Below are 13,003 nucleotides of genomic sequence, written 5' to 3'. Positions count from 1 at the left end.
GTCTGGGCGATCTCGCTCAGCCGCTGGTCGCGCACGCGCTCCACATCGGCGCGGATCGGGGCGGGCGGCGGGGCTGGTTGCTTCATCGCCCCAGCCGCCCAGCGTTTCGCCCTTGAGCTTGCGCTCACCCGGCACGGTGTTGACCGCCAGCACCGGCCGGCCCAGCCAGCGATTCAGCGCCGCCTTGACCTCGGCCGGGGTCAGCGCGGCGATCCGGGCGAGGCTGGCCTTGTACTTGGCCGGATCGCCCGAATAGAGCTGCCCTTCGGCCAGGGTCATACCCTTGCCGCCGAAATCGCCGACCACTTCCAGCTGGCCGATTTCCTGACTGACCAGGCGCGTGGCGCTGCGCCGCACTTCGTCCTCGCTTGGCCCTTCGGCCAGGTATTTCGCCACCACTGCGTCAAGCGCCGCTTCGGCTTCGGCGCGGGGGACGCCGTCTTTCACCATCATCGCCACTTGCAGCATGCCGGTCTGTTCGTGCTGCTGGGCCATGGCGGTGACCGAGACCGCCTGCTGGCTGCCGCGCACCAGCGCATTGTCGAGCCGCGAGCTGGAAAGGCCGCCCAGCACATCAAGCCCCACTTGCAGCGCTTCGGCATCGAGATGGTTCAGCCCCGGGCCGCTCCAGCTGCGGGTCAGGCGCAGGTTGGGGACCTGATCGGCCAGATCACGGCTGACCGGGGCGGGCAGGGTGACCGGCCCGGCGGCAACCGGTGCAATCGCCGGACCGGCGGGAATATGGCCGAACCATTTTTCCACCAGCGGGCGGGCCGTGGCGGCATCGATATCGCCGGTCAGCGCCAGCACGGCGTTGTTGGGGCCGTAATTGTCAGTGAACCACTTGCGCACATCGGCCAGGCTGGCGGCGCTCAGGTCTGCCATCGAACCGATCGTGGAGTGGCGATAGGGGTGACCCAGCGGGAACAGCCCGTCGCCGATCAGGTAATCCTCCAGCCCGTACGGCTGGTTATCGCCCTGCCGCTTCTCGTTCTGGACCACCCCGCGCTGCTTATCGAGCTTGTCCTGCGTGACCGCGCCCAGCAGGTGGCCCATCCGGTCGCTTTCCTGAAACAGCGCCAGCTCGACCGCGCCGGTGGGCACGGTTTCGACGTAATTGGTCCGGTCATACCAGGTCGATCCGTTGGTGCTGGTGGACCCGGCCCCTTCCAGCGGGACGTCGAAATTGGGGACGTTTTCCGATCCGCCAAACATCAGGTGTTCGAACAGGTGGGCAAAGCCGGTGCGGCCCTTGGGCTCATGCTTCGACCCGACCCGGTAATAAGTGGTGACCCCCACGATCGGCGCCTTGCGATCGGTGTGGACGATCACGGTCAGGCCGTTCGCCAGCTTGAAGGTCTCGAACGGAATGTCGACCGCCTTGACCAGATCGGCCAGCGGCGCGGGGGCGGGTTCAGGCGTGGCAGCAACCGCAACTGGCGGCGGGACGGCGGTTACGACAATGTCGGATTTTCCGGCGCAAGCAGCGAGCGAGAGAGCAAGCAACGAAGTGGCGGCAAAACGGCGCATGAGCAATGCAGTCTCCTGAAACCTGAACAGTCGCGCAGTCCATGCCAGCTACGCGGGGCACATGCAGCACTATTCTGCAAACCGCTGGCTGGAACGGGCGAACGGCGCGGGTTCATTCAGCTTGCCGACAGTGCCGGGGTGTGAGACCCTTGGCGCTACACCAACAGGAGGAAGCCCATGTCGCAGGGGGAATTTCCAATCGAACGCCGTCATCTGCTGCTCGGGCTGGCCGCGCTGCCATTTGCTTCGCTGGCGCAGGCGCAATTGCTGGGCAGCGGCCTGTCCGGCGTGCTGGGCAAAGCGAGCGATTCCGCGCTGGACAAGCTGGCCGTGCCCGGTGCCTTCTATGCCGATCCGGCGGTGCGGATCCTGTTGCCGCTGCTGGGCGGCAGTGGCGGACTGCTCGGGCAAGTGCTGAACAAGGGCAGCCAGCTGGGGCTGACTGACGGCCTGACCCGCAAGCTTAACGATGCGGCGGGACTGGCGGCGAAAGAAGCCAAACCGATCTTCCGCTCTGCGATCAGCAAGCTGACTCTGGCCGACGTGCCCGGCATCGCCACCCAGAACGACGGGGCCAGCCAGTACCTGCGCCGCAGCGCCGCCACCGAACTGACCGGCAAGCTGCGCCCCCTGGTCGATGCCGGCCTGGTCAAGGTCGGCGCCTATGGCGCGCTCGACAAATTGGCCAAAAAGGGCGTGCTCGCCAATCTGGCCGGGATCAGCCACGACAAGCTGGGTTCCTCGGTCACCGATCAGGCGCTGAACGGCATTTTCAAATATATGGGCAGCGAAGAAGGCAAACTGCGCGCCAATCCGCTCAAGCCCGCAGAGGGCCTGCTGAAGGGGATTCTGGGCGGCAAGAACTGATCCGCATCGCGTAACTTCATGCCGCAGCTGCCTTGCGAATCAACCCGCACAGGCTAAGGTCGCGCGCTTCAAGCTTTCGCCGCGGGGGCGGCAAGGCTTAGCCGGAGGGTCGATTTTTCATGCCGAGGGGGCTGCCGCGCATTGTGCTGCTGGCGCTGATGGGAACATTCATCGCGCTGTGCGGCGCGCTGCCGCTGCGTGCGCAGACCGCGGTGCCCGCCGTGCTCGAAGACCTCAAGCTGGTGACCGAGGATGACGGGCAAGCCGCTTTCCTGCTGCGCTTTTCGCCCGATGAACCCCAACTCGTTCCGCTCAACACCAATCCCAGCAAGCCTGCACTGATCTTTCGCAATGCCCTGCGCGTGGGGCGTATCCCCCAACGCGCGCCGCACAAGGGCCTGGTCCGTTCGGCTGAATTCGAAGTTGCGGGCAGCGATCTGGTACTGCGGTTCGATACTGCACAGCCGGCCCGCGTTACGGTTGAACCCGCCGGCGACAATGCGGTGCAGGTCAAGGTCAGCCGGGTCAGCGAGGAGGAGGCCACGGGCAGCCGGCCGCTGGGTTCGGACAAGGAACAAGTGGTCAAGGCCAGCGACCTTGCCCCCCAGCTCAACATCCGACCGGGCGACAGCTTTGAAATGGTGCCGCTTAAATACGCCGATGTGAGTGAAGTGATCGGCCTGCTGGTCGAAGGCACGACAATCGAACCGAACAACGTCTTTATCCGCAAGGAACCTGGATTCGGTTCGCCCGGTTCAGGCAACCAGCCCAATTATCTCAACGTCCAGCCGCAAGTGCAGCGGGCCGAACGGCCACTGGGACAATCGTTCGGCAATGGCCTGGCGGTTGACCGCCGCCTCAACGCGATCTGGGTTTCGGGTAACGCCGAACGGATCGCCAAGGTGAAAGATCAGATCGCGCTGATCGACGTACCGGTCGACAGTGTGATCCTGGAAACCCAATTCGTTGAACTGACGGAAAGCGGGGCGAAGAATCTGGGGATCGATCTCAACAATTCGTCGGGGCAGATGGCAGTTGGGCGGCTGGAAACCGGATCGTTCCTGCCCAATTCGATCAGCCTTGATCCGCGCGACGTGCTGCCTTCGGGCGTGCTGCAGGCGGCGATCTATGCCCAGGTCGAAAAGGGTGAAGGGCGAATCCTGTCGCGCCCGCGGATCGCCGCGCAGAGCGGATCGACCGCGAAGATCATCACTGGCGATGCCTTGCCGATCCTGACCTCGATCACGCTTTCGGGGGTCAACGGGGTTTCGCAGCAAGTGCAGTACGTCAACGTTGGGGTGACGCTGCAAATTGCGCCGCGCGTTTCCTCTGACGGGTTCGTCACGTCGCAAATCTATGGCGTGGTGTCGTCGGTAACCGGTTATTCGCAGGGCTATCCCACGATCAGCCAGCGCGAGGCAGAAACCTCGGCCTCGGTGCGTGACGGGGAAACCTTTGTGATCGGTGGACTGACGCAAGAGAACGTCCTCAAGCGCAAGGGCAAAGTGCCGCTGCTGGGCGACATCCCGCTTGCCGGGCAGCTGTTTCGCCTCGAACGCTCGACCCGGTCGAAGACTGAACTCTATATCGTGATCACCCCGCACATCGTCCGCCATCGCCGTTTCGAACAGCCGGTCTCTCCGCTTCCCGCAGGTCAGGATGATACGCCCCGGCCTTGATTCAATTGCGAAAACCTCTTTCTTGCCTCGGTTCGAGGCCAAGCGGCGGCATTTCGTCTCATTAATCCACAGTTCAGCATTTTTACGTCTCGACGGCGCAATTTTGCTTGTTAGTCTCATCCCCAGCAACCGCTCCGGCAAATCACTGTGGTGACGGCGGAAGCACAGTCAAAGAGAGGGATGATGCATATGAAGAAATCGTTCAGTCTGGCGCTGGCGGCGCTGCCAATGCTGGCACTTGCCGTTCCGGCCCAGGCCCAGGTCGCGGGCGAAAAGATTCCCAACGCGTTCATCTGCGTGTTCAACAACGCTGCTGTTTCGCGCGGCGCGGTCCAGGCCGAAGCGAACCGTGCTGCCCAGGCCCATGGCGGCCAGGTGACACGCACCTATTCCAGCGCGATCCGCGGTTTTGCCGCAAATATGCCAGCCCAGGCGATTGAGCGGATGAAGGCCGGCAATCCGAATATCGCTTATTGCGAGCAGGATCAGGTGATGGCGATCCCGCAGTTCCGCATCGAAGCCAAGCCGGGCGGCGGCACCACCGGACCGCAGGAAACGCCCTGGGGCATCGTGCGCGTCAACGGCGGCGCAGCCGGCACATTCGCCACTGCCTGGGTGATCGACACCGGGATCGATTTCTCTCACCCCGATCTCAACGTCGATACGGGCCGCAGTCGCAGCTTCCTGGGCGGGACGACCACGCCAGCTGACCAGAACGGCCACGGCACCCACGTTGCGGGGACCATTGGCGCGCGGGACAACGGCATCGGCGTTATCGGCGTAGCGCCGGGTGCCAGGGTGGTTGCTGTGCGTGTGCTTGACCGGCGCGGGTCGGGTTCGAATTCGGGCGTGATTGCCGGGGTTGATTATGTTGCGGCCAACGGCGCCCCGGGCGACGTTGCCAACATGAGCCTTGGTGGCAGCGTCAGCCAGGCGTTGGACAATGCGGTCGTGGCGGCCGCGGCTGGCGGCGTGCGGTTTGCACTGGCTGCGGGCAACGAAAGCGACAATGCCAACAACCATTCGCCCGCGCGTGCCGAAGGGGCGAATGTCTTCACCGTCTCTGCCTTTGGCAACGGCGGCGGATTTGCCAGTTTCTCGAACTATGGCAACCCGCCGATCGATTGGGCTGAACCGGGTGTCGGGATCAAGTCGACCTGGCTTTCGGGCGGTTACAACACGATTTCGGGCACCTCGATGGCAACCCCGCACCTGGCCGGCATCTTGCTGGCTGGCGGTCCGCGTCAGGACGGCACCGTCACTGGTGATCCTGATGGCAATGCCGACAAGATCGGCGTGCGCTAAACGCCATCAGGCTTGGTTCTGATCAAAAATCGGGCGGTTCGCAGCTGCGAACCGCCCTTTTTTGATTCAGCCCCTTGTGTTGCCCATTCGCAACACTACCTGTGGTGTAACAGGAGGCTGATACACCTATGAACCTCGAAAAATTCACCGACCGCGCCAAGGGTTTTCTCCAGAGCGCGCAGACCGTGGCGATCCGCATGAACCATCAGCGGATTACGCCCGAACATATCCTGAAAGCGCTGCTGGAGGATAACGAAGGCATGGCCGCCGGGCTGATCCAGCGTGCCGGGGGCACGGTTGCGATTGCTCAGGCCGAAGTGGACAAGGCGCTCGCCAAGATTGCCGGGGTGACCGGCGCGGGGGCGCAGCAGACGCCGGGGCTGGAAAGCGATTCGGTGCGGGTGCTCGATGCGGCCGAACAGCTCGCCAGCAAGGCCGGGGACAGCTATGTTTCGGTCCAGCGGATGTTGCAGGCGCTTGCCATGGGCACCACCAATGCTGCCGGGCAGGCGCTGAAAGCCGCCAATGTTGATGTGAAAGCATTGGAAGCCGCGATTCAGGAACTGACCGGCGGACGCTCGGCTGACAATGCCAGCGCCGAAAACGCCTATGACGCGATGAAGAAATACGCCCGCGACCTGACGCAAGCCGCGCGTGACGGCAAGCTCGATCCGGTAATCGGCCGCGACGAGGAAATCCGCCGCACGGTGCAGATCCTTGCCCGCCGGACCAAGAACAACCCGGCACTGATCGGCGAACCCGGCGTGGGCAAGACCGCAATTGCGGAGGGCCTCGCGCTGCGCATTGCCAATGGCGACGTGCCTGACAGCCTGAAGGGCCGCCGCCTGATGAGCCTCGACATGGGCAGCCTGATCGCGGGCGCGAAGTATCGCGGCGAGTTTGAGGAACGGCTGAAAGCCGTGCTCGACGAAGTGAAGGGCGCCGAGGGCGAGATCATCCTGTTCATCGACGAGATGCACACGCTGATCGGCGCGGGCAAGGGCGAGGGGGCGATGGATGCCTCCAACTTGCTCAAGCCTGCGCTGGCGCGCGGCGAACTGCACTGCATCGGCGCGACCACGCTGGATGAATACCAGAAGCACGTCGAGAAAGATCCGGCTCTCCAGCGCCGGTTCCAGCCGGTGTTCGTGGGCGAACCGACCGTGGAGGACACGATCTCGATCCTGCGCGGGCTGAAGGACCGCTATGAATTGCACCATGGGGTGCGGATCGCCGATAACGCGATTGTCGCGGCGGCGACGCTGTCCAACCGCTACATCGCCGACCGCTTTCTGCCCGACAAGGCGATCGACCTGATGGACGAGGCCGCCAGCCGCATCCGCATGGAAGTGGAAAGCAAGCCCGAGGAAATCGAGGTGCTTGACCGGCGGATCATCCAATTGAAGATCGAGGAACTGGCGCTGGCCAAGGAAGTCGATCAGGCGAGCAAGGACCGGCTGGCCGCGCTGCGCGAGGAGCTGGCGGGGCTGGAGGAACAGAGCGCCGCACTGACCGTGCGCTGGCAGGGTGAGCGCGACAAGATCGCCGCCGAGGGCAAGATCAAGGAAGCGCTCGACGCGGCGCGGCTGGAACTGGAACAGGCCCAGCGCCAGGGCGATCTCGCCAAGGCGGGAGAGCTGTCTTACGGCACGATCCCGGCGCTCGAAAAGCAGCTCAGCGAAGCGCAAGGCATGGCCGAAAACGCGCTGCTGCGCGAGGAAGTGACCGCGGACGACATCGCCGCAGTGGTCAGCAAGTGGACCGGGGTTCCGGTTGACCGGATGATGGAAGGCGAGCGCGAGAAGCTGCTCAAAATGGAGCAGGTGATCGGCCAGCGCGTGATCGGCCAGCAGGACGCGGTGATCGCTGTGTCCAAGGCGGTGCGGCGCGCGCGGGCGGGTTTGCAGGACCCGAACCGGCCGCTGGGCAGCTTCCTGTTCCTCGGCCCCACGGGCGTCGGCAAGACCGAACTGACCAAGGCGCTGGCCGGGTTCCTGTTCGATGACGATACCGCGATGGTCCGGATCGACATGAGCGAATTCATGGAAAAGCATTCGGTCAGCCGCCTGATCGGCGCCCCCCCGGGCTATGTCGGCTATGATGAGGGCGGGGTGCTGACCGAAGCGGTGCGCCGCCGGCCCTATCAGGTGGTGCTGTTCGACGAGGTCGAAAAGGCGCACGCGGACGTGTTCAACGTGCTGCTGCAAGTGCTCGACGATGGCCGCCTGACCGACGGGCAGGGCCGGGTGGTGGATTTCACCAACACGCTGATCATCCTGACCAGCAACCTTGGCAGCCAATACCTCGCCAATCTGGAGGAAGGGCAGGACGTCGAGACTGTCGAGCCGCAAGTGATGGAAGTGGTGCGCGGGCATTTCCGCCCCGAATTCCTCAACCGGCTGGACGAGATCATCCTGTTCCACCGCCTGGGCGTGGAGCACATGGCCCCGATCGTCGAAATCCAGGTCGGGCGGGTGCAGAAGCTGCTCAAGGACCGCAAGATCGTGCTGGAACTGAGCGACGCGGCGAAGCGCTGGCTGGGCCGGGTCGGCTATGATCCGGTCTATGGCGCGCGTCCGCTCAAGCGCGCGGTGCAGCGGTATTTGCAGGACCCGCTGGCGGAAAAGCTGCTGGGCGGGGAAATTCCCGATGGCAGCACCGTGAAGATCGACGAGGGCGATGGGGCTTTGAAGATCGTGGTGGGTTGAACCGGAAATCCCGGGGTCTGTTGAGGGCTCCGGGATTTTTTTGGTTCACGCAGAGGCCGCAAAGAAGAAGTAGAGGCGCAGAGGTGTCGCTCCGCGCCGCAGGCGCTGTTTACTCTCTCGACCACCCGTTTAGCGCGACGCCCGAGAAAGAAGGCGGCTTCGCCGCTAGCGCAACCCCTCTGCGCCTCTTTTCTTCCTCCGCGCCTCTGCGTGAACCCGATCCAAAACCCCACCCATCGTCCGAACCACACCCCGCTTGACCTAACCATGGCCACCCCTTAATCGATCGATTAAATATCGGATCGAATGGAGAGTCGGACCATGGCCACTGCCTATATCGTTGATGCATTCCGCACCGCCGGTGGGCGCCGCAACGGGCGTCTGGCCGGGGTTCACCCGGTTGACCTCGCCGCCGCCTCGCTCGACGCGCTGATCACGCGCACCGGGGTCGATCCCGCTGCGGTTGAGGACGTGATCATGGGCTGCGTCACTCAGGCCGGGCAGCAGGCCGGGCAAGTCGGGCGCAATTCGGTGCTGGCGAGCAAGCTGCTCCCGCAGAGCACCCCGGCGGTGACGATTGACCGCCAGTGCGGTTCATCCCAGCAGGCGATCCAGTTCGCCGCACAGGCCGTGATGAGCGGCGTGCAGGACGTGGTGATCGCGGCCGGCATCGAAAGCATGACCCGCGTACCGATGGGCACCAGCGCGATGTTTCACATGAAGGAAGGGCTGGGCCACTACAAATCGCCCGGACTTGAAGCCAAGTATCCCGGCGTGATGTGGTCGCAGTTCATGGGCGCGGAAATGATCGTCAAGAAGCATGGCTTCACCAAGGACGATCTCGACCGGTTCGCGCTCACCAGCCACCAGCGCGCGATTGCCGCAACCAAGGCCGGGGCATTTGCCGATGAGATCGTGCCGATCGACATCGAAACCCCCGATGGTCCGGCGCAGCACACCGTGGACGAAGGCATCCGCTGGGACGCGACGCTGGAAAGCATCGCGGGCGTCAAGCTGTTGCAGGAAGGCGGCGCGCTGACCGCTGCCAGCTCCAGCCAGATCTGCGACGGTTCTTCGGCCGCGCTGGTTGTGTCGGAAGCGGCGCTCAAGCGTTACAACCTGACCCCGATGGCCCGGATTCACACGCTGACGGTGACTGCAGGTGATCCGGTGATCATGCTGGAAGAACCGCTGTTCGCGACCGACAAGGCGCTGGCCAGGGCCGGGTTGTCGATTGGCGATATCGATCTGTATGAAGTCAACGAAGCTTTCGCTTCGGTGCCGATGGCCTGGCTCAAGCACACCGGGGCAGATCCGGAACGGCTCAACGTCAACGGCGGCGCGATCGCGCTGGGCCACCCGCTCGGCGCTTCGGGCACCAAGCTGATGTCGACTTTGCTCCACGCATTGAAGGCACGCGGCGGCAAGTATGGTTTGCAGACGATGTGCGAAGGCGGCGGTGTCGCCAACGTCACGATTGTAGAGATGGTTTGAGATTCAAGGGAGCTTACTGAAATGAAACTCGACAACACTGTTGCCGCCGTCGTCACCGGTGGCGCTTCCGGCCTCGGTGCCGCCACTGCCCGCGCGCTGGCTGCCAAGGGCGTCAAGGTCGCGATTTTCGATCTGCAGGCCGAAAAGGGTGAAGCCCTGGCTGCCGAAATCGGCGGCACTTTCTGCGAAGTCAACGTGACCAGCGATGACAGCGTCGCCGCAGGTTTCGCCAAAGCCCGCGCCGCCCACGGCCAGGAACGCATCCTCGTCAACTGTGCCGGCACCGGTGCGGCGATGAAGACCGCCAGCCGCAAGAAGGACGATGGTTCGATCAGCTTCTATCCGCCGTCGGCATTTGACTGGCTGATTCAGATCAACCTGGTTGGTACGTTCCGCTGCATCGCCATGTCGGCAGCCGGGATGATGACGCTCGACCCGCAGGAAGACGGTGATCGCGGCGCGATCGTCAACACCGCTTCGGTTGCGGCGGAAGATGGCCAGATGGGCCAGGTCGCCTATTCCGCGTCAAAGGCGGGCGTGGTCGGCATGACCCTGCCGATCGCGCGCGATCTGGCGGGCGAAGCGATCCGCATCAACACCATCCTGCCGGGGATCTTCGATACGCCGCTGCTGGCCGGCGCGCCGCAGAACGTCCGCGATGCGCTGGGCGCATCGGTGCCGTTCCCCAAGCGGCTTGGCGATCCTGCGGAATACGCCAAGCTGGCCATGGCGATGATCGAGAACGGCTATTTCAACGGTGAAGACGTCCGGCTTGACGGCGCGATCCGCATGGCGCCGCGTTAAGTTTGCACCGCCTTCCGGCCCAGGGCGGGCTGCGAACGGCAGCTTTCTGCGCTTCCGGTGCTCACGACCCAAATGGTCGCTGCGCGCCGGTTCTCGAAAGCCACCGTTCTCGCTCCACCCTGAGCCGGAATCCGGCACAAACTTTCGAATGATGAATACAGGAGAAGGCAATGGGCTATTCACAGATCGACCTGCACATCAGCGAAGGCATCGCCACGCTGACGCTGAACCGGCCGGAAAAGCTCAATGCCTTCACCGGCACGATGATGAACGAAATCATCGATGCGATGGATCGGACCGACGCCGATGACGCGGTGCGGGCAGTGATCTTTACCGGTTCGGGCGAGCGCGCGTTCTGCGCCGGGGCTGACCTGACGCCCGAAGATGGCCGCGCGGTGTTTGCCAGCGGCGAAGCGGTAGAAAGCCTGTCCGATCCGCGCGTGCGCGATGGCGGCGGGCTGACCACGCTGCGGCTGTTCAATTCGAAGAAGCCGCTGATCTCTGCCTGCAACGGCGTGGCCGTGGGCGTGGGCGTGACCATGCAGCTGCCGATGGACATCCGTCTGGCCAGCGACAACGCCCGCTATGGCTTCGTCTTCGCCCGGCGCGGGATCGTGCCAGAGGCGTGCTCCAGCTGGTTCCTGCCGCGTCTGGTCGGCGTTTCGCAGGCGATGGAATGGTGCATGACCGGGCGGATCTTTGACGCGCAGGAAGCCTTGCGTGGCGGCCTGGTCCGGTCGGTTCATCCGCAAGGCGAATTGATTGATGCGGCGCGCGGGCTGGCGCGTGAAATCGCCGACAACACTTCGGCCGTTTCAGTATCGATGACCCGCGCGATGCTGTGGCGCGTGCCCAGCGGCGATCACCCGATGGCGGCGCACAAGGTTGATAGCCGCGCGATCTACCGCCTGTCCAAAGGCGTCGATGCGAAGGAAGGTGTGCAAAGCTTCCTCGAGAAGCGCCCGCCCGCCTTCCCCGGCAAGGTTTCTGCCGATATGCCCGACTTTTATCCGTGGTGGGAGGAACCGGGCTACGAATGAGCGAGGTCGCGCCTCAAACTGAAACCGAAGCGCCAGCGGGCGCACGCGAACTGCTGTTGCAGACCGCGTCGGATATCATGCGCGAAGGCGATATCGTCGATATTTCGCTGTCCGAACTGTCGCTGCGTTCAGGGCTCAATTCAGCCTTGGTGAAATACTATTTCGGCAACAAGGCGGGCCTGATGAAGGCGCTGCTTGATCGCGACATGATCGGGATCGTCCATTCGGTCGATGCCCTGATGGCCAAGGACATGGATCCCGAAGCCCGGCTGCGGCGGCACATCGGGGCGATGGTCGATTGCTATTACAACACCCCCTACCTCAACCGCTTGCTGATGCGGCTGGTGCGCGAAAGTGACGAGGCGGAATCCAAGCGGATTGCCGATACCTACTTGCTGCCGCTGCACCGCGCCTATGACAAGCTGATCAAGGACGGGGTCAAGCAGGGCGTGTTCCGCAAGATCGATCCGCAGCTGTTCTATTTCTCGGCCACGGGCGCGGCTGACCGGTTCTTTTCCGCCCGGCTGGTGCTGAAGCACTGCTTCGATACCGATACCCTTACCGAAGAGTTGCGCGATGCCTATCGCGCCCATTGCATTGACTTCATCATGGCGGGTATCCTCGCTCACAAATGAGCGAACATTGGCACATCGGCGTGATCGGCGGTTCGGGTCTTGCGGCCGGGATCGGGCTGGACGACGCCCAGGACATCGCGGTTTCCAGCCCGTTTGGCGAACCCTCTGCCGTGGTGACTACCGGGCGGCTGGGCGGCGTACGCCTTACCTTTCTGCCGCGCCACGGGGCAGGGCATCACATCCCGCCCGGCGCGATCAATTACCGCGCCAATATTGACGTGCTGAAACGCTGCCGGGTGACCGATGTGATCGCGCTGTCTGCCGTCGGCTCGCTCGATGAAACGATGCAGCCCGGCCACTTCGTGGCGGTCGATCAGTTCATTGACCGGACCATGGGGCGGGAGAACAGCTTTTTCGGTCCCGGTCTGGTCGCCCATGTCAGTCTGGCCGATCCGGTTTGCCCGCGCCTGGCCGCCGCGCTGGCCGATGCCGCCGAGGGGGAGGACGCAGTGGCGCATCGCGGCGGAACCTATGTGGCGATCGAAGGGCCGCAGTTCTCCACCCGCGCCGAAAGCCGGATGTACCGGGGCTGGGGCGGGCAGGTGATCGGGATGACCGCGATGCCCGAAGCCCGCCTCGCGCGCGAAGCTGAACTGCCCTATGCCCTGCTTGGCATGGTCACCGATTATGACAGCTGGCGCGAGGGTGACGAGGCTGATGTGGCCGCGATCCTTGATGTGATGCACCGCAATGTCGCGCTGGCGCACCGGGTGGTGCGGCGCTTTGCCGCGGCCTTGCCGAAGTCGCGCCCACCCAGCCCGATCGACCGCGCGCTTGACCATGCGGTGATGACGGCTGCTGATGCGCGCGATCCGGCGCTGGCTGCGCGGTTGCTGGCTGTGGCGGGGCGGGTGTTGGGATGAAGGGCGCGCGGCGGGCTGTGTAACCGCTTGCACCGCGCGGCAATCCGCCCTAGCGATTTGGTTGCAACCGGAACCACT

At 64.0% G+C, this 13,003-nt stretch carries 10 protein-coding genes; 9 read left to right on the top strand and 1 reads right to left on the bottom strand.

The window, feature by feature from the left end:
- The coding region (locus MNBBLIKP_RS02675; protein ID WP_140420507.1) for a M16 family metallopeptidase at positions 1-1,530 on the bottom strand (1,530 nt) is incomplete at its 3' end.
- 177 nt (positions 1,531-1,707) lie between these two features.
- Here MNBBLIKP_RS02675 and MNBBLIKP_RS02670 point away from each other — a divergent pair.
- The 9 genes from MNBBLIKP_RS02670 (at position 1,708) to mtnP (ending at position 12,925) form a co-directional block, all read left to right on the top strand.
- Positions 1,708-2,397 carry a DUF4197 domain-containing protein gene (locus tag MNBBLIKP_RS02670; RefSeq protein ID WP_088307189.1) on the top strand — a complete coding sequence of 230 codons (690 nt, stop codon included), beginning with the start codon at positions 1,708-1,710 and terminating at the stop codon, positions 2,395-2,397.
- Positions 2,398-2,516: 119 nt separating this feature from the next.
- Positions 2,517-4,076 carry a secretin N-terminal domain-containing protein gene (locus tag MNBBLIKP_RS02665; RefSeq protein ID WP_088307187.1) on the top strand — a complete coding sequence of 520 codons (1,560 nt, stop codon included), beginning with the start codon at positions 2,517-2,519 and terminating at the stop codon, positions 4,074-4,076.
- A 189-nt stretch (positions 4,077-4,265) separates the two neighbouring features.
- Positions 4,266-5,381, top strand: coding sequence for a S8 family serine peptidase (locus MNBBLIKP_RS02660; RefSeq protein WP_088307193.1), 1,116 nt, complete (start codon positions 4,266-4,268; stop codon positions 5,379-5,381).
- 128 nt (positions 5,382-5,509) lie between these two features.
- Entirely contained in the window at positions 5,510-8,089 is a 2,580-nt protein-coding gene (gene clpB / locus MNBBLIKP_RS02655) for an ATP-dependent chaperone ClpB (RefSeq protein WP_088307185.1), read from the top strand.
- A 321-nt stretch (positions 8,090-8,410) separates the two neighbouring features.
- A complete protein-coding gene (locus MNBBLIKP_RS02650) occupies positions 8,411-9,583 on the top strand; it encodes an acetyl-CoA C-acetyltransferase (protein ID WP_088307183.1) in 1,173 nt (390 codons plus the stop codon).
- 21 nt (positions 9,584-9,604) lie between these two features.
- Positions 9,605-10,387 carry an SDR family NAD(P)-dependent oxidoreductase gene (locus tag MNBBLIKP_RS02645; protein ID WP_088307181.1) on the top strand — a complete coding sequence of 261 codons (783 nt, stop codon included), beginning with the start codon at positions 9,605-9,607 and terminating at the stop codon, positions 10,385-10,387.
- A 170-nt stretch (positions 10,388-10,557) separates the two neighbouring features.
- Complete coding sequence (locus tag MNBBLIKP_RS02640) at positions 10,558-11,427, top strand: crotonase/enoyl-CoA hydratase family protein (RefSeq protein ID WP_088307179.1); 870 nt, start codon at positions 10,558-10,560, stop codon at positions 11,425-11,427.
- Positions 11,424-12,062, top strand: coding sequence for a TetR family transcriptional regulator (locus MNBBLIKP_RS02635; RefSeq protein WP_088307177.1), 639 nt, complete (start codon positions 11,424-11,426; stop codon positions 12,060-12,062). Before MNBBLIKP_RS02640 ends, MNBBLIKP_RS02635 begins: the two co-directional genes overlap by 4 nt.
- The gene (gene mtnP, locus MNBBLIKP_RS02630) at positions 12,059-12,925 is read left to right on the top strand and encodes an S-methyl-5'-thioadenosine phosphorylase (RefSeq protein ID WP_088307175.1); all 867 of its coding nucleotides are present in this window, start codon (positions 12,059-12,061) and stop codon (positions 12,923-12,925) included. The genes MNBBLIKP_RS02635 and mtnP overlap by 4 nt, the downstream gene beginning before the upstream one ends.
- Positions 12,926-13,003: the final 78 nt, after the last annotated feature.

It is taken from the genome of Novosphingobium sp. B 225, from assembly GCF_002198665.1.
In the GTDB taxonomy this organism is placed as follows: domain Bacteria; phylum Pseudomonadota; class Alphaproteobacteria; order Sphingomonadales; family Sphingomonadaceae; genus Novosphingobium.
The sequence above is the reverse complement of the archived record's forward strand: the minus strand, read 5'-3'. Positions and strand labels throughout refer to the sequence as shown.

Coding starts and splice junctions, on each gene's coding strand:
- MNBBLIKP_RS02670 (WP_088307189.1), top strand. CDS start 1,708: ATGTCGCAGGGGGAATTTCCAATCGAACGCCGTCATCTGCTGCTCGGG.
- MNBBLIKP_RS02665 (WP_088307187.1), top strand. CDS start 2,517: ATGCCGAGGGGGCTGCCGCGCATTGTGCTGCTGGCGCTGATGGGAACA.
- MNBBLIKP_RS02660 (WP_088307193.1), top strand. CDS start 4,266: ATGAAGAAATCGTTCAGTCTGGCGCTGGCGGCGCTGCCAATGCTGGCA.
- clpB (WP_088307185.1), top strand. CDS start 5,510: ATGAACCTCGAAAAATTCACCGACCGCGCCAAGGGTTTTCTCCAGAGC.
- MNBBLIKP_RS02650 (WP_088307183.1), top strand. CDS start 8,411: ATGGCCACTGCCTATATCGTTGATGCATTCCGCACCGCCGGTGGGCGC.
- MNBBLIKP_RS02645 (WP_088307181.1), top strand. CDS start 9,605: ATGAAACTCGACAACACTGTTGCCGCCGTCGTCACCGGTGGCGCTTCC.
- MNBBLIKP_RS02640 (WP_088307179.1), top strand. CDS start 10,558: ATGGGCTATTCACAGATCGACCTGCACATCAGCGAAGGCATCGCCACG.
- MNBBLIKP_RS02635 (WP_088307177.1), top strand. CDS start 11,424: ATGAGCGAGGTCGCGCCTCAAACTGAAACCGAAGCGCCAGCGGGCGCA.
- mtnP (WP_088307175.1), top strand. CDS start 12,059: ATGAGCGAACATTGGCACATCGGCGTGATCGGCGGTTCGGGTCTTGCG.